The 19,214-nt window shown below is 70.4% G+C and carries 17 protein-coding genes; 4 read left to right on the plus strand and 13 right to left on the minus strand.

Annotated elements, in window-relative coordinates; genetic code table 11:
* Positions 1 to 41: 41 nt before the first annotated feature.
* Positions 42 to 2,459: an outer membrane protein assembly factor BamA gene (gene bamA / locus ACSFA2_RS14080; RefSeq protein WP_435455933.1), complete on the plus strand. Its 2,418-nt coding sequence runs from the start codon at positions 42 to 44 to the stop codon at positions 2,457 to 2,459.
* A gap of 142 nt (positions 2,460 to 2,601) precedes the next feature.
* Here bamA and ACSFA2_RS14085 read toward each other — a convergent pair whose 3' ends face one another.
* From ACSFA2_RS14085 to ACSFA2_RS14115, 7 genes are all read right to left on the minus strand, one after another.
* Complete coding sequence (locus tag ACSFA2_RS14085) at positions 2,602 to 2,850, minus strand: hypothetical protein (RefSeq protein ID WP_435455934.1); 249 nt, start codon at positions 2,848 to 2,850, stop codon at positions 2,602 to 2,604.
* A 15-nt stretch (positions 2,851 to 2,865) separates the two neighbouring features.
* Positions 2,866 to 3,060 carry a hypothetical protein gene (locus ACSFA2_RS14090; RefSeq protein WP_435455935.1) on the minus strand — a complete coding sequence of 65 codons (195 nt, stop codon included), beginning with the start codon at positions 3,058 to 3,060 and terminating at the stop codon, positions 2,866 to 2,868.
* 87 nt (positions 3,061 to 3,147) lie between these two features.
* On the minus strand, positions 3,148 to 3,828 hold the full coding sequence (locus tag ACSFA2_RS14095; protein ID WP_435455936.1) for a response regulator: 681 nt from the start codon (positions 3,826 to 3,828) through the stop codon (positions 3,148 to 3,150).
* A complete protein-coding gene (locus ACSFA2_RS14100; RefSeq protein WP_435455937.1) occupies positions 3,825 to 5,366 on the minus strand; it encodes an ATP-binding protein in 1,542 nt (513 codons plus the stop codon). Before ACSFA2_RS14100 ends, ACSFA2_RS14095 begins: the two co-directional genes overlap by 4 nt.
* A 202-nt stretch (positions 5,367 to 5,568) precedes the next feature.
* A complete protein-coding gene (locus ACSFA2_RS14105; RefSeq protein ID WP_435455938.1) occupies positions 5,569 to 6,612 on the minus strand; it encodes a lipocalin-like domain-containing protein in 1,044 nt (347 codons plus the stop codon).
* A gap of 5 nt (positions 6,613 to 6,617) precedes the next feature.
* A complete protein-coding gene (gene dsdA, locus ACSFA2_RS14110) occupies positions 6,618 to 7,976 on the minus strand; it encodes a D-serine ammonia-lyase (protein ID WP_435455939.1) in 1,359 nt (452 codons plus the stop codon).
* A gap of 148 nt (positions 7,977 to 8,124) precedes the next feature.
* Positions 8,125 to 10,662: an FtsX-like permease family protein gene (locus tag ACSFA2_RS14115; protein ID WP_435455940.1), complete on the minus strand. Its 2,538-nt coding sequence runs from the start codon at positions 10,660 to 10,662 to the stop codon at positions 8,125 to 8,127.
* 253 nt (positions 10,663 to 10,915) lie between these two features.
* Here ACSFA2_RS14115 and ACSFA2_RS14120 point away from each other — a divergent pair, with 253 nt between their 5' ends.
* Together ACSFA2_RS14120 and ACSFA2_RS14125 are read left to right on the plus strand one after the other, a co-directional pair.
* Positions 10,916 to 11,314, plus strand: a complete 399-nt coding sequence (locus ACSFA2_RS14120; protein ID WP_435455941.1) for a helicase SNF2 — start codon at positions 10,916 to 10,918, stop codon at positions 11,312 to 11,314.
* Positions 11,315 to 11,421: 107 nt separating this feature from the next.
* On the plus strand, positions 11,422 to 12,387 hold the full coding sequence (locus ACSFA2_RS14125) for a threo-3-hydroxy-L-aspartate ammonia-lyase (RefSeq protein WP_435455942.1): 966 nt from the start codon (positions 11,422 to 11,424) through the stop codon (positions 12,385 to 12,387).
* A 7-nt stretch (positions 12,388 to 12,394) separates the two neighbouring features.
* Here the strand turns inward: ACSFA2_RS14125 and ACSFA2_RS14130 are convergent, their stop codons facing one another.
* From ACSFA2_RS14130 to mutL, 5 genes are all read right to left on the minus strand, one after another.
* Entirely contained in the window at positions 12,395 to 13,042 is a 648-nt protein-coding gene (locus ACSFA2_RS14130) for an ABC transporter ATP-binding protein (protein WP_435455943.1), read from the minus strand.
* Positions 13,039 to 13,983 (minus strand): tRNA (adenosine(37)-N6)-dimethylallyltransferase MiaA, encoded by a 945-nt coding sequence (gene miaA / locus ACSFA2_RS14135; RefSeq protein ID WP_435455944.1) that lies wholly within the window; start codon positions 13,981 to 13,983, stop codon positions 13,039 to 13,041. The genes ACSFA2_RS14130 and miaA overlap by 4 nt, the downstream gene beginning before the upstream one ends.
* Entirely contained in the window at positions 13,976 to 15,151 is a 1,176-nt protein-coding gene (locus ACSFA2_RS14140) for a Bcr/CflA family efflux MFS transporter (protein WP_435455945.1), read from the minus strand. The genes miaA and ACSFA2_RS14140 overlap by 8 nt, the downstream gene beginning before the upstream one ends.
* A 109-nt stretch (positions 15,152 to 15,260) precedes the next feature.
* The gene (locus tag ACSFA2_RS14145) at positions 15,261 to 16,148 is read right to left on the minus strand and encodes an alpha/beta hydrolase (RefSeq protein WP_435455946.1); all 888 of its coding nucleotides are present in this window, start codon (positions 16,146 to 16,148) and stop codon (positions 15,261 to 15,263) included.
* 108 nt (positions 16,149 to 16,256) lie between these two features.
* The gene (gene mutL / locus ACSFA2_RS14150; RefSeq protein ID WP_435455947.1) at positions 16,257 to 18,137 is read right to left on the minus strand and encodes a DNA mismatch repair endonuclease MutL; all 1,881 of its coding nucleotides are present in this window, start codon (positions 18,135 to 18,137) and stop codon (positions 16,257 to 16,259) included.
* A gap of 39 nt (positions 18,138 to 18,176) precedes the next feature.
* Here mutL and ACSFA2_RS14155 point away from each other — a divergent pair, with 39 nt between their 5' ends.
* Entirely contained in the window at positions 18,177 to 18,845 is a 669-nt protein-coding gene (locus tag ACSFA2_RS14155; protein ID WP_435455948.1) for a DedA family protein, read from the plus strand.
* Positions 18,846 to 18,903: 58 nt separating this feature from the next.
* Here the strand turns inward: ACSFA2_RS14155 and ACSFA2_RS14160 are convergent, their stop codons facing one another.
* Complete coding sequence (locus ACSFA2_RS14160; protein ID WP_435455949.1) at positions 18,904 to 19,170, minus strand: glycine zipper domain-containing protein; 267 nt, start codon at positions 19,168 to 19,170, stop codon at positions 18,904 to 18,906.
* Positions 19,171 to 19,214 lie beyond the last annotated feature (44 nt).

Consider the following 19,214-nt stretch of genomic DNA (forward strand, 5'->3'; position numbering starts at 1 on the left):
GTCTCCCAGATTCCTCCGCAGTCGCTGCCGATCATCGCGCCATGCATTTTTCCAACTTTCGCCTGCTGGGCGCGGCCACTGCGGTGGCCGGCGCACTGGCACCACCGGCCGCCTGGGCCATCGATCCTTTCGCCGTGCGCGACATCCGCGTGGAGGGGCTCCAACGCGTCGAGCCCGGCACCGTCTTCGCCACCGTGCCGCTGCATGTCGGCGACACCTACACCGACGAACGCGGCTCGGCATCGATCCGCGCGCTGTTCGAACTCGGGGTCTTCAAGGACGTTCGCATCGACGTGCGCGACGGCACATTGATCGTCGTGGTGGAAGAGCGCCCCACGGTGGCCGCCGTCGACTTCGTCGGCGCCAAGGAATTCGACACGAAGGCGCTGCTCAAGGCCCTGGCCGAGGTCGGCCTGGCCGAAGGCCGCGCCTACGACAAGGCGCTGACCGACCGTGCCGAGCAGGAAATCAAGCGCCAGTACGTGAGCCGCAGCCTCTACAACGCCACGGTGGTGACCACCGTCACGCCGATCGACCGCAACCGGGTGAACCTGAATTTCAATGTGACGGAGGGCGAGCCCGCACGCATCCGCGAGATCCACATCGTGGGCCAGCAGGCCTTCTCGGAGGACACGCTGCTGAGCCTGTTCGACCAGGACAGCGGCGGCTGGATGAGCTGGTACACCAAGTCGAACCAGTACTCGCGCACCAAGCTCAACGCCGACCTGGAGACGCTGCGCTCGTACTACCTCACGCGCGGCTACATGGAGTTCCGCATCGACTCCACGCAAGTGGTCGTCTCGCCCGACCGCAAAGACCTCAGCGTGACGGTGAACGTCACGGAGGGCGAGCGCTTCGTGATCGCCGGTGTGCGGCTCGATGGCGACTACCTGGCGCGCGAGCAGGAGTTCCAGACGCTGGTGGACGTCCGCGTCGGCGAGCCCTACAACGGCGAGCAGGTCAGCGCCACGACGAAGGCCTTCACCGACTACTACGCGAGCTTCGGCTACGCCTTCGCGAAGGTCGCGGTGCAGCCGGAGATCGATCGCGAGCGCCGTCGCGTCACGCTGGTGCTCAAGGGCGAGCCGCAGCGCCGCGTGTACGTGCGGCGGGTGAACATCGGCGGCAACAGCCGAACCCGCGACGAGGTGATCCGGCGCGAGTTCCGCCAGTACGAGGCGAGCTGGTACGACGGCGACAGGATCAAGCTGTCGCGTGACCGGGTGGACCGCCTGGGCTATTTCACCGACATCGACATCCAGACGCAGGAGATCGCCGATTCGCCGGACCAGGTCGACCTGGTCGTCGACGTCAAGGAGAAGCCCACCGGCAGCCTGCAGCTGGGCGCCGGCTTCTCCACCTCGGACAGCGTCACGGTGAGCTTCGGCATCACGCAGGAGAACGTCTTCGGTTCGGGCAACTACCTCGGGCTGTCGGTGAGCCTCGGGTCGTACAGCAAGGCGATCTCGCTGTCGGCCACCGATCCGTACTTCACGCGCGACGGCATCTCGCGCACGGTCTCGGCCTTCTACTCGACGTCGCGGCCCTACTACGACGTGGACGGCAACTACGAGCTGGTGCACGAAGGCGCGTCGATCAAGTTCGGCGTGCCCTTCAACGAGATCGATCGCGTCTTCTTCGGCATCGGCCTGGAGAAGTACCACTTCGACCCGGGGTCCAACGGCACCACCACGACGGTCGATGGCACGACCTACGACACCGGCGTGCCGCAGTCCTATGGCGACTACTTCGGCTGCAGCCGCGACGCCAGCAGCGGCGTGGTCACGAACTGCACGAAGGCGGGCGTCTGGGGCATTCCGCTGACCGTCGGCTGGTCGCGCGACGATCGCGACAGCGCGCTGGTGCCGACCAAGGGCCGCTTGCAGTCGGCCAACCTGGAGGTCGGCATCGGCGGCGACATGCGTTACCTCAAGAGCGACTACCAGTACCAGCAGTACTTCGCGCTCAACAAGCAGTACACGTTGGCGGTCAACGGCCAGCTCGGCTACGCCAAGGCGCTGGCCGGCCAGACCTACCCGGTGTTCAAGAACTTCTACGCCGGCGGCCTGGGCTCGGTGCGCGGTTTCGAGAGCAACTCGCTCGGGCCGCGCGACAGCGTGACCGACGGCGCGCTAGGCGGCACCCGCAGGGCGATCTTCAATGCCGAGCTGAGCACGCCCTTTCCGGGCGCTGGCAACGATCGCACGCTGCGGCTCTACAGCTTCTTCGACATGGGCAACGTGTTCGCCGAGCGCAGCGCCGGCCTGACCGATGCGCAGTGGAAGGCGCAGCAGGCCCTGCGGGCGTCGGTGGGCCTGGGCATCAGCTGGATCTCGCCGCTCGGGCCGTTGCGGGTGGCCTATGCCATCCCCGTGAAGTACCAGAAGGCGGACGATGCGAACGGCATCGCGAAGGACCGCACCCAGAGCTTCCAGTTCCAGATCGGCACCGCGTTCTGAGCCGTCGGCTCAGGGCAGGCGGTCGAGGAGGTTGCCGATCTGCTGCGCCAGCGCGACCAGGGCGTGCCAGAGCGCTTGCAGCGTGCGCAGGAATTCCATGGGTGATTCTCGAGGCGGCTGCCCGCTTCCGGGCCAGCCAGCGCTAGATTGGGGGGAGGCTGCCGGCATGGTGGCGTGCTGCCAGGATGAGTGCATTGAGCGTGTCGTCCTGAAAGCCCAGCCACCAGCCTTGCGAGGCGAAATGCGAAGCGTCGGCAGTGGGCGGCGATGCCGGGCCGCTTGCCGTTGCGATACCGGGCTGTTTCGTCGCGGGCGACATCACGAGATTGGCTTGGGCACCGATGGCCGCCGACAGGTCCAGCAGCGCCAGGAAGGGAAGGGGAATCCGCATGCGCGCCTCGCGGGCTCAGGGCTGGCGTCCGGGCCGGAACATCGGCTGGCCATCGTCGTCGCGCTCGCGACCGCGCTCCAGTGCCTCGCCGGGTGGGCGGTACGCCTGAGGCGGCGGTGGGGGCAGAAATGGCGGCGGGGGCGGCAGTATCACGCAGCCGCTCAGCGCCAGGGCGGCCGTCACGGCCAGCATGCCATCGCGTCTTTTCATCAGTCGACTCCTTGTTGAGAAGCCTCGACTGTGCGCAGCGAATGCGGAGGAATATGGGAACGCGAGGTGGCCGCCGTGGCGGCCGGATCAGTCGTCCGGCGTCTCCAGCGAGAAGCCGATGCCGTAGACCGAACGGATCCAGTCGTGGGAGGGCGAGAGCGTGGCGAGCTTGCGCCGCAGGTTCTTGACGTGGCTGTCGACGGCGCGCTCGGTCACGTCGTCGACCGGCTCGTAGGCCAGCTCGAGCAGCTGCCCGCGCGAGAAGATGCGGCCCGGGTGGCGCGCCAGCGCCTGCAGCAGGCGGAACTCGCGCCGTGTCAGGTTGAGCGGCTCGCCATGCAGGCTGGCGCTCCACTGTTCCTCGTCGAGCGCGAGGGCGCACGGTGGCGTGTTCGACACCGCGGCCTGGGCCGTGCGGCGCAGCACGGCGCGCACCCGCGCCACCACCTCGCGCGGCGAGAAGGGCTTGCAGATGTAGTCGTCCGCACCCAGCTCCAGGCCGATCAGCCGGTCGACTTCCTCGGTGCGCGCGGTGAGCATGATCACCGGCGCGTCCGAGCGCGCGCGGGCACCGCGCAGCACGGCCAGGCCGTCGAGCCGCGGCAGCATCACGTCGAGCAGCGTCAGGTCCGGCGGGTCGGCCTGGATGCGCGCCAGCGCGAGCTGGCCATCGGCGATGTGTTCGGTCTCGTAGCCCTGGTGCCGCAGGTAGTCCTGCAGCACCGAGGCGATGTCGGGTTCGTCTTCGACGATGAGGATGCGGGTCATGGTGCGGGGCTCAGAGGAAGGGTGACGATGACGCGCAGGCCGCCCATCGGCGACGGCGACGCGTCGATGCTGCCGCCATGCGCTTCGACGATGGTGCGGCAGATGGACAGGCCCAGGCCGGAGCCGCCGGTCTCGCGGCTGCGCGATGCCTCGCCGCGGAACAGGCGGTCGAACAGGCGCGGGACCTCGTGCACCAGCGGGCCGGGCGCGCTGTCGTCGAAACGCAGGTGCAGCAGGCCGTCGCTGGTGCCGCCTTCGACACTGGCGCTCAGCCGCACGCTGCCACCGGCGTCGGTGTAGTTGAGCGCGTTTTCCAGCAGGTTCATGAAGACCTGGTGCAGGCGCGGCGCATCGCCACGCATGGCCAGACCGTTGTCGACGCTGCCCAGTCGGCGCGTGTCGACCGCGATGTAGCGTTGTGCGAAGCGTTCGCGCATCGTCTCGACGGCCTCGGTCAGCAGCATGAAGGGGAACACCGTCGCGAACGCGGCGGTGCCGTGCGTGGTCACGTCGTCCGGCTCGCGCATGCTGCTGCGCAGGTCGTCGACCAGCTGGCCGAGCCGCATCACCTGCCGGTGCAGGCGCAGCGCGGTCTTGTCGTCGAAGCGGCGCACGCCGTCCTGCAGGGCTTCGATCTCGGCGCGCATCGCGGCCAGCGGCGTGCGCAGCTCGTGCGCGACATCGGCCAGCCAGGCGCGGCGCGAGGTCTCGATGGTGTCGAGCCGTTCGGCCATGGAGTTGAAGGTCTGGCCGAGCAAGGCGATCTCGTCGGTGCCATCCACCCTCACGCGGGTGTGGAGACGGCCATGGGCGATTTCCTGCGCGGCACGGCTCAGTCCGTCGATCGGCGCGAGCCAGCGGCGCGCCACCAGCCACGACAGCAGCAGCGCCAGCATCAGGCCGACCAGGCCGGTCCAGGCGATGAAGCCCGATTGGCGCGCCAGGAACGCACGATCGACCCGGCCTCGAAACACTTCAGGCGGCGCCAGCACGAGGTAGCCGATGACGCGGTTGCGTTGCATGAGCGGCAGGCGCGCTGCATCGGCCGGGTTGACACGGGCTCCGGCCACGTAGCCGCCCTCGGCGTCGGTCACGCCGAGGTGCTCGAAGATCGTGTCGGGTCCGCCGTTCCCGCCTTCGTCGAGCGGTGGCGGTGGGAAGGCGCGCCCTTCCAGCGGCAGCAAGCCGTCGCCGGGCCCGCCGGGTGGCGGGCCCGGCCGGCCGTACCACGGCGGCAGGCGGCGCCCGCCCAGCTGGGCGCCGGCGATGTCGCGCTCGCCCCACTGCAGGCGCGGCCAGACCAGGCCATCGCGCCGCAGCGACTCCCAGTTGCCGTCGGCGGCGTACTTCTTCTGCAGCCCCTCGGCCAGCCAGGTCATCCGGCGGATCTGGATCTCTGCCGCATAGGGCCCGAGTCCGCGCTGCAGGCCGACGATCGAGAAGGCGGTGAAGATCAGCAGCAGCAGCACGAGCAGCGTCGCGAGCGCGAGGAAGATCTTTCGGGACAGCGTCAGGCGAGGAAAAAGAGGGCGGCGCACAGGAATCCGTTCGAGGGGGCGCGGTGCGCTGCGGGTGGCGCATCGACAGGGCCGAGGTAGCGGCGCGATCTTGCGGGGCAATTGCGGAGAGATTGGGGAGAACCCGTGCCGGGGACCGCGACCGCCCGCGATTCTCGGGAGCGCACGAACACGCCGGGTGTCGCCCGTGTAAAGGCCGCGTGAAGCCGGTGCGGAGGCGCTGCTAGAGCCGCAGGCGCGCCGCGTAGCCCGTCATTTCCAGGTAGCCGCGCCCGACGCGCCGGGCCTGGTCGTCGAGCAGTTCGCTCAGCCCCTCCCAGTAGACCGCACCGGTCGAGCCGCGGCTGTCGAGTTCCTGGTCGTCGAGCAAGGCCCGCACCGTGAAGCGCCCGGCGGGCGTGTCGATGCGCCACTGCACCGGGTAGGCGGCGCGCGTTCGCGGGCTGGCCCAGCGGCGCCCGGCGTCGAAGTGCACCGTGTCGGCGCCGAAGCTGCGCGCCGCGCCGCCGCGCGGCCGCCACGAGCCGCCGCCCCACAGCGCGCTGCCGTCGGCGCGCCGCAGGTGGAAGGCGGTGAGCGCGCTGCCGTCGTCGAGGTTCATGCCGATCCAGTCCCAGCCGACGGCCTCGGGGTGCATCAGCGCCTCGCTCCATTCGTGGTCGAGCCAGGCGGTGCCCTCGACGTCGAAGCCCTGGCCCTGCACGGTGAGGCGACCGCGCGCGGCGAGCTGCGGCTCACTGTAGTAGTAGCTGGCCTGTTCGGGCTGCGGCCCCTTGCGCGACAGGCCGGCGCTGCCCTGCAGCAGCACCGGCTGGGTCGGCGTGAAGTCGAGGGACAGCGCGAAGTCGCCGGCCGGCAGCCGGGCCTGGTAGCGGCCGTCGGGGCGGCGTTGCAAGGTCCAGTCGCGCAGGCGTAGGTCGGTGTCGGTCTCGCCGGCCTGCGCGATGCCGAAGCCCGCGCGGGCGATGCGCTGGTCGTGCAGCAGGCGGCGGCCCTGGAGGTCGGTGACGGCGGCATGCGCGAAGACCAACTGCTTGGCCGCGAAGGCCGAGCGCATGCCCTGCGTGTCGCCCACACGCGAGCGGAAGAAGGTCAGCTGGAAGCCGAATTCGCGCGTACCCGATTGCGCGTGGCCGGTGATGTACCACCACTCGGTGCGCAGATCGGGGTGGCTGCCGAAGTCGCGCGGGAACTGCAGTGCACGCGGTGGCAGCGCCCAGGCGGCGGGCGCCGACAGCATCGCCAGCAGCAGGGTGCGGCGATGCATGGCGTTCATGCGAGCGCGCGGCCCTGCGCCAGGTAGCGTGCCATCTCGTCCTCCGGCACCATGCCGCCGCCGGTGGCCCACACGAGGTGGGTGGCGCGGCCCATTCGCTCTTGGGACAGATCCATCCGTTCGCGGTAGCCCTGCGTCTCGGTCAGCACCTGCACCATGCCGGGCAGGCCGGCCACGGCGGAGGGCTCGAGCCGCACCCCTTCGAGCGCGTCCATCTGCGCGATGCGCCGGTACAGCGTGTCGTCGCCCACGGTGATGTAGCCGTCGATGAGGCGCTGCATCGCGCGCCCGACGAAGCCCGACGGCCGGCCCACGGCCAGGCCGTCGGCCGCGGTGACGCCGTCGATGCCGAAGTCCTGCACCGCCACGTCTTCGTGCAGGCCGGTGCGCACGCCCAGCAGCATGCAGGGCGCGTGCGTGGGCTCGGCGAAGACGCAATGCACCGCGTCGCCGAAGATCAGCTTCAGCCCGAAGGCCACGCCGCCCGGCCCGCCGCCCACGCCGCAGGGCAGGTAGACGAAGAGCGGGTGCTCGGCGTCGACCGCGATGCCCTCGGCGGCGAGTTGTTTCTGCAGCCGCTCGGCCGCGACCGCGTAGCCGAGGAAGAGATCGGTCGAGTTCTCGTCGTCGACGAAATGGCATTGCGGGTCGGCCTCGGCCTGGCGGCGGCCTTCGGTCACGGCGGCGCTGTAGTCGGACGCGTACTCGACGACGTGCACGCCGTTCGCGCGCAGTCGCGCCTTCTTCCAGGCACGCGCGTCGGCCGACATGTGGACCGTGACGTGGAAGCCGAGCTTGGCGCCCATCAGGCCGATCGACAGTCCGAGGTTGCCGGTCGAGCCGACGGCGATGCGGTGCCGGCCGAAGAAGGCGCGGAAGGCGTCGCTGTCGAGGCGCGCGTAGTCGTCGTCTTCGTGCAGCAGGCCGGCGGCCAGGGCCAGGCGCTCCGCATGCGCCAGCACTTCGTAGATGCCGCCGCGCGCCTTGATCGAGCCGGAGATGGGCAGGTGGCTGTCCTTCTTGAGCCACAGCGCGCCCTGCGGCGCGATGCCGGCGTCGCGGCACAGCGCGGCCTGCATCGCGGGCAGTGCGGCGATGCCGGATTCGATCAGCCCGCCGGCGGCCTGTGTTTCGGGGAACACGCGCGCGATCCACGGCGCGAAGCGCTGCAGCCGCGCGCTGGCCGCGGCCACGTCGGACGCATCGAGGCCGACATCGGCCAGGGCTTGCGCCGTGGGCGCGATGCCGGGGTTGAACCAGCTCAGTTCCTTCAGCGCGACCAGCTCGTCGATGAGCGGGATGGCGTGGCGCCATTCGGCGGCACTGCGGCCGCCCAGCGTGTTGTCAGCTTTCATTTCAATGATCCAATTCGTTTGGCGCCACGCGCTTCGCATGAAACCGGCACGGTCCAGGCCAGGGCACCCGCGGAACTGGCTCTGCCAGGCCGCCGGGTGCGCCCCCCTCGGGGGGAGGCGCCGAAGGCGCATCGGGGGGGACCAATTGTTACCAATCTTCCTTGACCGCCAGCACGGCGTCGCGCCCGGCGGCCGCGCGGCCCGCCAGCCAGGCCGTGAGCGTACCGGCTGCAACCACCGCGGCGCACAGCGCCACCAGCCGCAGCCAGGGCACCAGCAGGTCCATCGTCCAGTGGAAGCTCTGCGGGTTCACCACGTGCACGAGCACGACCGACACCGCCAATCCCAGCGCCAGCCCGGCGACCGCGCCGATGGCCGTCCACGCCGCGCCTTCGCCGGCGACCACGGCCAGTACCTGGCGGCGCGTGAAGCCCAGGTGCGCCATCAGGCCGAATTCCTTGCGCCGTGCCAGCACCTGGGCGCTGAAGCTCGCGGCGATGCCGAACAACCCGATGGCGATCGCCACCGCCTGCAGCCAGTAGGTGACCGCGAAGCTGCGGTCGAAGATGCGCAGCGAGGTCGCGCGGATCTGCGCCACCGACGACAGCTCGACCGCATCGCCCAGCCCCGGCTCGTCGGCCGCGAGCTTTCGCACCGCCGCCTGCACCGCGCCCCCGGCCGCGCCCGGCGCGAGCCACAGCGACACGTCGCTTGCGCTGCGGTCGCCGGTCAGGCGCTCGAAGTCGCGCGCATCCATCGTGATCGTGCCGAACTGCCGCACATAGTCGCGCCATACGCCGGCCACGAAGAATGTCGACGACGTGCCGAGTGCCTGCGCGAGCGGTGCGAAGGTGGTGCCCGGCCGGGCGCCGTACAGGTCGACCATCGCCTCGCTCACGTAGATGCCGATCTGCCCTGCGGGCACCGGCAGCGCCTCGCCGACCAGCGGCAGCGAGCGGGCGGCGCCGCCTTCCTCGAAGTTGCGGCCGATGAGCGAGACGGCCGGTCGCGCCGGGTCGAGCAGCAGCGGGCGCAGCCGCAGCGTGCCGGTGCGCGCCACGCCCGGCAGCTGCGCGAGCCGCTGTACGAAGGCCGGTGTGAAGGCCGCGTCGTCGCTGCTCGCGCTGCCGGCCACGCGCAGGTACAGGTCGGCCGGCAGCACCACGTCGAGCCAGCGCGTGACCGAGTCGCGGAAGCTCGCGACCATCACCGTCAGCGCCACCGCCAAGCTCAGGCTCGCGACCACGCCGCTCACCGCGACCGCCGCGGTGCCGCGCATGCGCCGTGCGCGCTCGATGGCCAGCATCGGCAGCACGCGCTGTGCGAAGGCCGGCGCGATGCGGTCATACAGCAGCGCGATGAGCCAGGGCAGGGCGGTGATGCCGCCCACCAGCAGGAAGCCGACCGACACGTACGCCGCCACCGGGATGTCGGCGATGGGCGGCAGCCTGGCGAGCACGACGCCGATCGCCAGCAGCGCCAGCGGGACGATCCGCCCGCCGCGCTGCGGCGTCGTGGCGCCCAGGCCCTTGAGCGTCTGCGCTTCCGGCAGCGACTGCGCCGCGCGCGCCGGCCACCAGCCGCCGACGCCGGCTGCCGCGATGCCCAGTGCACCGTAGAGCAGGGCGGCACCGCTGCTCCAGCGCAGCGTGGGCGCGACGCCCGCGAAGTAGCCGCCGCCGAGATCGCCGCCCAGCACCTTCAGCGCGAACGCGGCCAGTGCCGCACCGAGCGCGATGCCGGCGATGCTGCCGACCGCCCCGAGCATCAGCGACTCGGCCAGCACCAAGCCGAGGCGCCCGCGCGGCGTGAGGCCCAGCACGCCGAGCAGCGCGAACTGCTGCGCCCGCTTGGCCACGCTGAGCGCCAGCACCGAGAAGACCAGGAAGGCACCGGTGAAGAGCGCGACCAGCGCCAGCACCGTGAGGTTGACGCGGTAGGCGCGCGAGAGGTTGTTCACGCGCTCGGCCGCATCGCCGGGCTCGGCGATGCGCACGTTCGACGGCCAGTCGGGCGCGCCTGCGAGCGCCCGTGCGAAGGCGGCGCGGTCGGTGCCGTCCGCCAGCCGCAGGTCGATGCGCGTGAGCTGGCCGATGCGGCCGAACAGTTCCTGCGCGGCGCCGATGTCCATCACCGCCAGCGCCGTGCCGCCGGCCGCGACGCTGCCGGCGACCTGCACATCGCGGCGCTGTGCGCCGATCTGCAGCATGACGCGTGGCGCTGTGTCGCCCAGCGCCGTGCGCGCGGCGGCATTGAGGAAGACCTGGTCTGGCGCGAAGAGCGAGAAGCGCGCCGCGCCCTCAGACGGAACCGCCATCAACGCTGGCGCGAGCGTCGGCAGCACCAGTGCATCGACACCGACGATGCGCAGCGGCAGTCGCCGTTCGCCCACCAAGGCAGTCGCAGACACCTCGACCACGGGGCTGGCCAGCGCCACCTGCGGATGCCTCGCCACGCGCTCGAACAGCGCCTCGTCGAAGCTGCCCTGCGCGGCGCGCAGTTCCAGGTCGGGTTGGCCGTTGACCGAGCGCACGGCACTGGAGAACTCGTCGAGCGCCGAGGCATTGATGAGGTGCACCGAGAAGGCCAGCGCCACACCCAGCATCACGGCGACGACGGCGGCTGCGTTGCGCCAGGGGTGGTGCCGCAGTTCCTGCCAGGAGAAGGTGAGAAGCAGCGCACGCATCGTTCGATTGTGGCCGGCCGCGTTGAACGCCATGCCGCGATTGTTTCGTTCCCGGGAACACCGTGGTTCCTTTTGGCCCGTGTTGCACGCGGGTGTGCGGCGGAGAATTCATCCCAACAGAGCAGCAGGCGCAACCGGGTTGAAGACGCTGATCTGGGTGAGCTAGGCACCGAGCGTGGTGGCCGCCCCCATCAAGAGGACGGCGCCCCCCGATACCGGTTCGAAATTCATCCAAACTTTTGAAGGAATCATCATGAAGACCACGCAACTCAAGACCTCGCAATTTCTCGGCGCTGTCTTTCTTTCCATCCTCGGCGTCTCCACCGGTGCCCAGGCGGAAACCTACCAAGGCGTGCAGACCGTGAACTCGGCGGTAAGCCGCGCCGACGTCGCTTCGCAGGCCCGTGCGGCGGCCCGTGCCGGCGATCAGTTCGGCGAAGCGTCGTACAGCGGCACTGCCCCCGTGATGAACTCGGGCCTGAGCCGTGACGCCGTGCGGGCCCAGGCCAGCCAGGCCGCTCGCCAAGGTGATATCTACAGCGACGCGGCGCTCTATGGGTTCCCGGCACCGACCATCGGTCAGGCCGACCGCGCCGCGGTTCGTGCACAGGCCCGCGAGGCCGCACGCAACACGACGGCCGTGCCGCTCTGACCGCGCCGCCAGCGTCGCTGGTTTCCAACGAGGCCGCCGTCGAGAGACGGCGGCCTTTTTCTTTCTGGCGCGGGTGGCGCCGTCGGTGCATCCGCTAAGCTTTCGGCATGATTTCTCTGCCCACCTACGACGATGTGGCCGCCGCTTCCGAACGGCTGGCGGGCCACGCCCACCGCACCCCCGTGCTGCGTTCATCCACCGCCGACGCGCGCTGGGGTGCACAGTTCTTCTTCAAGTGCGAGAACTTCCAGCGCATGGGCGCGTTCAAGTTCCGCGGCGCCTTCAATGCGTTGTCGCGTTTCGACGCGGCGCAGCGTAAGGCAGGCGCCCTCGCGTTTTCCTCGGGCAACCATGCGCAGGCTGTCGCGCTGTCGGCCCGGCTGCTCGGCATGCCGGCCGTGATCGTCATGCCGCTGGATGCGCCGGCCGCCAAGGTGACGGCCACGCGTGGCTACGGTGCCGAGGTGGTGACCTACGACCGCTTCACCGAAGACCGCGAGGCGATCGCCAGGCGTCTGGCGGTCGAACGCGGCATGACGCTGATCCCGCCCTACGACCATCCGGACGTGATCGCCGGGCAAGGCACCGCGGCCAAGGAGCTGATCGAGGAGGTCGGCCCGCTCGATGCGCTCTACGTGTGCCTGGGCGGCGGTGGCCTGACCAGCGGCTCGGCGCTCGCGGCCCATGCGCTGTCGCCCGGCTGCAAGGTCTACGGCGTGGAACCCGAGGCGGGCAACGACGGCCAGCAGTCGCTGCGCGCCGGTCACATCGTGCACATCGACACGCCCAAGACCATCGCCGACGGCGCGCAGACGCAGTACCTGGGCGAGTACACCTTCGGCATCATCCGCCGTGACGTCGCCGACATCCGGACGGTGAGCGACGCGCAGCTGGTCGACGGCATGCGCTTCTTCGCCGAACGCATGAAGATGGTGGTCGAGCCGACCGGCTGCCTGGCCTTCGCCGGCGCGGTGGCCGATGCGCCGTCGCTGCAAGGCGCGAAGGTCGGCGTGATCGTGAGCGGGGGCAACGTCGACCTGGCGCGCTACGCCGCGCTGCTGAACGGCGACTGACGGCCGTTCAGGCGGCGATGCCGTCGGCGCGCAGGTGCAGTACCCGGTCGGCGCGGGCCGCGGCGGCCTCCGAATGCGTGACCAGCACCAGCGAGGCGCCGTGCTCGCGCGTCTGCGCGAGCAGCACGTCCATGACCTTGGTGGCGGTGGTCGGGTCGAGGTTGCCGGTCGGCTCGTCGGCCAGCAGCAGGGCAGGACGGTGCACCAGCGCGCGGGCGATCGCCACGCGCTGCAGCTGTCCGCCGCTGAGTTGCTGCGGCAACCGCGCGCCGAAGCCGGCCAGGCCGACCACCTCGAGCATCCGGGCCACGCGCGCGTCGTCGCGTTGCTTCTGCAGCATCAGCGGCAGCGCGACGTTCTGCGCCACGTCCAGGTGCGGCAGCACGTGGAAGGCCTGGAACACGAAGCCGACGTGGCTGCGGCGCCAGAGCGCGCAGGCCTCGGCGTCGAGTGCACCGATGTCGGTGCCGTCGTGCACGATGCGGCCGTCGTCCCAGTGGTCGAGGCCGGCCATGCAGTTGAGCAGGGTCGACTTGCCGACGCCCGATTCACCGACGATGGCGACGAACTCGCCGGGCGCCACGTCGAGCGAGACGTTCGCGAAGACGGTCGCGTCGCCGTAGCGCTTGGCCAGGCTGTCGACGTGCAGGGTCATCGGAGTTCCAGGATGCGGTCGACCACCTGCGCGGTGGCGTCAGATGCTTCGGCAGCGATCACGTGGCGCTGCGGCATGCTGCGCAGCCAGGTGATCTGGCGCTTGGCAAGCTGGCGCGTGGCGGCGATGCCGCGCTCGCGCAGCTCGGCCAGGGGAAAGTCGCCATCGAGCGCTTCCCAGGCCTGGCGGTAGCCCACGCAGCGCATCGACGGCAGGTCGGGGTCGAGGTCGCCGCGCGCGCGCAGCGCCTGCACCTCGGCGATGAAGCCGCCGGCCAGCATGGCGTCGAAGCGCTCGGCGATGCGGCCGTGCAGCCAGGGGCGATCGGTGGGTTCGAGCGAGACCAGCAGCGAGCAGATGGGTCGACCGGGTGCGGGCTCGGCCTTGCCGGCCGCATGGAAGTGCGACAGCGGCTGGCCGCTGGTGTGCCAGACCTCCAGCGCACGCTGGATGCGCTGGCTGTCGTTGGGCGCCAGTCGCGCGGCCGTGACGGGGTCAACCTCGGCCAGGCGCGCATGCATCGCGGGCCAGCCGTGGGCTGCGGCGTCGGCTTCCAGCATGGCGCGCACGGCCGGGTCGGCCGCGGGCATGGCGTCGATGCCGTCGGCCAGCGCCTTGACGTACAGCATCGTGCCGCCGACCAGCAGCGGCAGCCGGCCGCGTGCGCTGATGTCGCCGATGAGGCGCGTCGCGTCGGCGACGAAGGCCGCAGCGCTGTAGGTCTCGCGCGGGTCGCGGATGTCGATCAGGTGGTGCGGCACCGCGGCGCGCTCGGCCGGCGTGGGCTTGGCGGTGCCGATGTCCATGCCGCGGTAGACCAGCGCCGAATCGACGCTGACGATCTCGACCGGCCGGCGCGCCGCCACGGCCAGTGCGGCGGCGGTCTTGCCCGACGCGGTCGGGCCGGCGATGGCGGCATAGCGCAAGGCGCGTTCACCCATGCTTTTGCACCACCGTCCACGCCAGCAGCGCCACGCAGACGCTCCAGAAACCCATGCCGTAGGTCAGCGGCAGCACCGTGCCGTCGAGGTGCGTGCCCAGCCAGCCGCCGACGCCGAAGACGGCCAGCATCATGACGAAGCCGTTGAGCGCCGATGCCGCGCCCGCCGCCTGCGGGAACGGGCCGACCGCGCCGCTCTGGCCGCAGGGCTGGTGCACGCCATGGCCCAGCATCATGAGCGTGAGCGGGCCGACGATCGCCGCCGTCGAATGGATGCCGGCGAAGGCCAGGCCGGCCATCAGCAGTCCGCCCGACAGCGTGAGCACCGCGCCGCGCGCCACGCTGCGGCGCACGCCATGGCGCGCCAGCCAGTAGCGGCAGACGAAGGTGCCGCCGATGTACGACAGCGAATTCCACAGCATCACGAGCCCGTACTGCGTCTTCGTCAGGCCCAGCACCTGGATGAAGACGAAGGACGAGGCGGCCAGAAAGGTGAAGAGCAGGGCGTACGACGCGGTCGTGAGCGCGCAGAAGGCCAGGAAGGTCGGGTGGCGCAGCACCGTCGCCCAGGTGCGCACCAGCGTGGCAGGCTGCAGCGCCTGCAGGTCGCGGCGGGCCAGCGATTCGTCGAAGCGCCAGGCCACCAGCCCGAGCGCCACGGCGCCGAACAGCGCGGGCACAAGCAGTGCGACGCGCCAGCCGGCCAGGTCGGACACCAGCCCGCCGACCGGTGCGCAGAGGCACGCGATCACGCCCAGGCCCGTGAGTGCACGGGACATCACGCGCGCGCCGTCGGCCGGTTGATACAGGTCCCGCACGATGGCGCGGGCCGCCATCACCGACGCGCCCATGGCCGCGCCCTGCAGCGTGCGCCAGACGATCAGCAGCGCCATCGACGGCGCCAGCGCCGCGCCCACCGCCGCGAGCACATAGGCCGCCAGGCCCCACAACAGCACCGGTCGCCGGCCGAAGCGGTCGGACAGCGGGCCGAGCACCAGTTGCGACAACCCGAAGGCCAGCAGCAGCGCCGTGAGCGTGAGCTGGGCCTGCGCCACGGGCGCGCCGAAGCCGGTGGTCAGCGCCGGCAGCGCGGGCAGGTAGAGGTCGGTGGTGACGGGCTGGATGCCCAGCAGCAGCGCCAGTGTCAGGACGACCAAGGCGGGCGGCATGCCGAGGGCAGGCCGCGCGGGAGACGAGACGGCCGGTGCAGGCGAAGAGGGCGGCATGCGCCCGAGGGTAACAAATGACACGCGCCCCGGGCGGGGCGGGCCTGCCCGCTCAGATGGCGTGCGGGGCGTCGCCGGCGACGTCGGTGCCCGGCGGCTTCATGCGGAACAGCTGCGACAGCGCGGCCCGGTATTGCGCCGCGCCGACCGAGTTGGTGTTGTGGTGCGAGCCGCCCTCGACCAGCACGAACATCTTGGGCACCTTGGCGGCTTCGTAGAGCTTGCGGCCCAGCGTCGGGTTGATCAGGCTGTCGGCCGTGCCGTGCACCACCAGCAGCGGCGCGCCGATGTCCTTGACCTTGCTGATGGCCTCGAAGCGCTGGGTGATGAGCGCGCTGAAGGGCAGCCAGCCCCACTTGAAGCTGCCCACCACGTCGGCGATCGAGGTGAAGGTGCTCTCGACGATGGTGCCGCTCTCGTCGTTGACGCTGGCGGCCAGGTCGATGCCGATGGCGCCGCCCAGCGAGTGGCCGAAGATGTAACGGTGTTGTTGCGGGTGGCGGGCGGCCAGCCAGGTCCAGGCGGCGCGGGCGTCTTCGCGGGCGGTCGCTTCGGACGGCAGGCCGGCCGAGCTCTTGCCGAAGCCGCGGTAGTCGATGGCCAGCACCGAGAAGCCGAGGTCATGCATGCGCCGCATGCGGGGGGCCGAGCCGGCGACGTTGTAGCGGGCGCCGTGCAGGTACAGCAGCACGGGGGTGTCGGCCCTTTCGGGCGCTCCGCCGAGCCAGAGCCCATGCAGGCGGGCCGGCTCACCGGTGACGTTGGACTTGAAATCGATCCAGACGTGGTCCATGCCCTCGGTCATGGCTTCCGAATTGCCCCAGCTGCGGTCGCTGGGCTGGAAGATCCACTCGCGCTGGCGCTCGTCGAGCGTCGAGCAGCCGCCGGCCAGCAGGGCGAGGGCCGCAGTGGCCGTGGCGAACAGGGACCAGTGTTTCATGCGTGGGCAGACAGACAGGCGATGACGTCGGAAAGTTCCGACAGGGAGCCCATGCAACGTGCGTGCCCGCTCGTCCGATGACGATCGGAAACCCCGATATGACTTTTGTTACCGGCCGCGCAGGAAAAGCCCGTCGAGCTCCCGCACCGAGAGCTGGCGCCAGGTCGGGCGGCCGTGGTTGCACTGGTCGGAGCGCTCGGTGGCTTCCATCTGCCGCAGCAACGCGTTCATTTCGTCCACGGTCAGCTTGCGGTTGGCGCGTACCGCGCCATGGCAGGCCATGGTGCCGAGCAGCTCGTTCTGGGCGCGCTGGACCACGGTGCTGGCGTCGTGCTGCGCCAGTTCAGCCAGCACGCTGCGCGCCAGCTCGACCGGGTCGCCGTCGGCCAGCGTCCCTGGCACGGCGCGCACCGCCAGAGTGCGTGGCGAGAAGGGCGTGATTTCCAGCCCCAGCGTCGCAAGCACCCCGGCGCAGGCTTCGGCCGTGGCGACTTCCTGGGGGGTTGCGGCAAAAGTTGCGGGAATCAGCAAGGGCTGGCTGCTGATCGCGGCGCCATCGAGCTGGGTCTTGAGCCGTTCGTAGACGATCCGCTCATGCGCGGCGTGCATGTCGACGATGACCAGGCCCTGGGCGTTTTCGGCCAGGATGTAGATGCCCTGGAGCTGCGCCAGGGCACGGCCGAGCGGCCAGACCGGGGCGGTATCCGCATCGGGCGCTGGCGCCGCCGGGGTGCCGGCCGCGGGCGTTCCGGGGACGAGGTCGGCCCAGGTCCGTGTTGTGGCCGGTGCCGACGGCGCCGCTGCGGGTGCGCCCGGCCACATCGCGGCCGCATCGCCGGTGCCGCGTTCGGCGGCGAAATGCATGCGCGGCTGGGTCCAGGCCGGTGCCGCACGCGTCGCAGCGGGCGCTGTCGGGAACAGTGAGACGGCCGCCGGCGTTTCGGACTCGCCGGCGCGCGGCGCCGCCAGCGCCTTCTCGACCGCCTGGCGCACCGCCTGGTGCACCTCGCGGCCATCGCGGAAGCGCACCTCGATCTTGGTCGGGTGCACGTTGACGTCGACCCGTGCCGGGTCGATCGTCAGGTAGAGCGCATACACCGGCTGGCGTTGGCCGTGCAGCACGTCCTCGTAGGCACTGCGTACGGCGTGGTTGAGCACCTTGTCGCGCACGAAGCGGCCGTTGACGTAGAAGAACTGCTGGTCGCCGCGCGAGCGGGCCGCGTCGGGAATGCCGGCGCGGCCTTCGACGCGCACGGCGCCCAGCAGATGCTCGACCGCGACGCTGCGCGCGACGAAGTCGTCGCTCAGCGCATCGGCCAGGCGCGGGTCGCGCGCGGCGGTGGCGCGCCACTGCTCGACCAGCTTGCCTTCGTGCCACACGGCGAAGCCGACGTCGGGCCGCGCCAGCGCATGCCGGCGCACGGCTTCGACGCAGTGCGCGAGTTCTGTGGCGTCGGTTTTCAGGAATTTGCGCCGGGCCGGCGTGGCGTAGAACAGCTCCCGCACCTCGACCGTGCTGCCCACCGAACGCGCCACGGGGCGCAGCTCGCCGGTGCGGCCGTCGAGCGCATAGGCCGCGTCGGCATCGCGGGCGCGCGAATGCAGCGTGAGTTCGGCGATCGAATTGACGGCTGCCAGCGCCTCGCCACGGAAGCCCATGGTCCCCACGGTCTCGAGGTCGCCCAGGCTGGCGATCTTGCTGGTGGCATGGCGGCGCAGCGCCACCGCGAGTTCGTTCTGGGGAATGCCGTGCCCGTCGTCTTCCACCGAGATCAGGCGCACGCCGCCGGCCGACAGCCGCACCGTCACCTGCGTGGCGCCGGCGTCGAGCGCGTTGTCGACCAGCTCGCGCACCACGGAGGCCGGTCGCTCGACCACTTCGCCAGCCGCGATCTGGCTGATCAGCTCATCGGGCAGCTCGCGGATGGGGCGGCGGGCACTGGCGTCGGCGCCAGACGGAATGGGCAAGGAAGAGGGAAGGGCACTCACCGGGGCATTCTAGAAGTCGGCATCGGGATAATGCGCGGCATGGACATCGTGCACTTTCTTCTGGATTTCATTCTTCACATCGACAAACACCTGGAGGCCTTCGTGATCGCCTACGGGCCCTGGGTGTATGCGCTGCTCTTCGCCATCGTGTTCGTGGAGACGGGGGTGGTGGTCATGCCCTTCCTGCCGGGCGACTCGCTGCTCTTCATCGTCGGGGCCTTGTGCGGCATCGGCCTGATGAGCTTCCCCATTGCCTGCGTGGTGCTGATCGCTGCCGCCATCCTGGGTGACCAGTGCAACTACAGCATCGGCCGGTATTTCGGGCCGAAGGTGTTTCAGTGGGAAGACTCGCGCTTCTTCAACAAGAAGGCCTTCAACCAGGCGCACGGCTTCTACGAGCGCTATGGCGGCGTGACCATCATCCTCGCGCGCTTCATGCCCTTCATCCGCACCTTCGCGCCTTTCGTGGCCGGCGTGGCCGAGATGAACCGCGCCAGGTTCACGATGTTCAATGTCGTCGGTGCGTTGATCTGGGTGCTGGGCATCGGCACCGCAGGCTACTTCTTCGGCAACCTGCCGCTGGTGCGCGAGCACCTCGAGAAGATCATCTGGGGGCTGATTCTCGTGCCCGGACTCATCGCCATCTTCGGCGCCTGGCGCGCCGGCCGGGCCGAGAAGGCGCGTGCTGCAGCGCAGCCCCAACCCTGATCAATCCCAAACGAAAAAAGGCGCACCGAGGTGCGCCTTTCTTTTTCCGGAAGAGGGTTCAATACCGGGGACCATTGTTCGGGTAGTACGAACGCTGTTGGTTGCGCTGGTCGGCATTGCGGCCGACTTCGTTGCCCACCAGGCCACCGATGGCCGCGCCGCCAACGGTCGCCGCCGTGCTGCCGCCAATGGCATTGCCCAACAGAGCACCGCCTACGGCGCCACCGGCCACACCCAGTTGCTGGTTGGGACCGGTGCCGGCACAACCGACCAGGGCCATGAGGGAAGCGGCCGCTGCCGTGCTAATCAAGAGACGAATCTTCATGGTGTCCACCTTTCGATGATGTGATGACGCCATTGTCTGGACCG

The organism is Variovorax cryoconiti, from assembly GCF_051216395.1.
Taxonomy (GTDB): domain Bacteria; phylum Pseudomonadota; class Gammaproteobacteria; order Burkholderiales; family Burkholderiaceae_C; genus Variovorax.

Coding starts and splice junctions, on each gene's coding strand:
- ACSFA2_RS14125 (WP_435455942.1), top strand. CDS start 11,422: ATGATTTCTCTGCCCACCTACGACGATGTGGCCGCCGCTTCCGAACGG.
- ACSFA2_RS14115 (WP_435455940.1), bottom strand. CDS start 10,662: ATGCGTGCGCTGCTTCTCACCTTCTCCTGGCAGGAACTGCGGCACCAC.
- ACSFA2_RS14155 (WP_435455948.1), top strand. CDS start 18,177: ATGGACATCGTGCACTTTCTTCTGGATTTCATTCTTCACATCGACAAA.
- ACSFA2_RS14090 (WP_435455935.1), bottom strand. CDS start 3,060: ATGAAAAGACGCGATGGCATGCTGGCCGTGACGGCCGCCCTGGCGCTG.
- ACSFA2_RS14085 (WP_435455934.1), bottom strand. CDS start 2,850: ATGCGGATTCCCCTTCCCTTCCTGGCGCTGCTGGACCTGTCGGCGGCC.
- ACSFA2_RS14145 (WP_435455946.1), bottom strand. CDS start 16,148: ATGAAACACTGGTCCCTGTTCGCCACGGCCACTGCGGCCCTCGCCCTG.
- dsdA (WP_435455939.1), bottom strand. CDS start 7,976: ATGAAAGCTGACAACACGCTGGGCGGCCGCAGTGCCGCCGAATGGCGC.
- ACSFA2_RS14140 (WP_435455945.1), bottom strand. CDS start 15,151: ATGCCGCCCGCCTTGGTCGTCCTGACACTGGCGCTGCTGCTGGGCATC.
- ACSFA2_RS14105 (WP_435455938.1), bottom strand. CDS start 6,612: ATGCATCGCCGCACCCTGCTGCTGGCGATGCTGTCGGCGCCCGCCGCC.
- ACSFA2_RS14095 (WP_435455936.1), bottom strand. CDS start 3,828: ATGACCCGCATCCTCATCGTCGAAGACGAACCCGACATCGCCTCGGTG.
- ACSFA2_RS14120 (WP_435455941.1), top strand. CDS start 10,916: ATGAAGACCACGCAACTCAAGACCTCGCAATTTCTCGGCGCTGTCTTT.
- ACSFA2_RS14160 (WP_435455949.1), bottom strand. CDS start 19,170: ATGAAGATTCGTCTCTTGATTAGCACGGCAGCGGCCGCTTCCCTCATG.
- bamA (WP_435455933.1), top strand. CDS start 42: ATGCATTTTTCCAACTTTCGCCTGCTGGGCGCGGCCACTGCGGTGGCC.
- miaA (WP_435455944.1), bottom strand. CDS start 13,983: ATGGGTGAACGCGCCTTGCGCTATGCCGCCATCGCCGGCCCGACCGCG.
- ACSFA2_RS14130 (WP_435455943.1), bottom strand. CDS start 13,042: ATGACCCTGCACGTCGACAGCCTGGCCAAGCGCTACGGCGACGCGACC.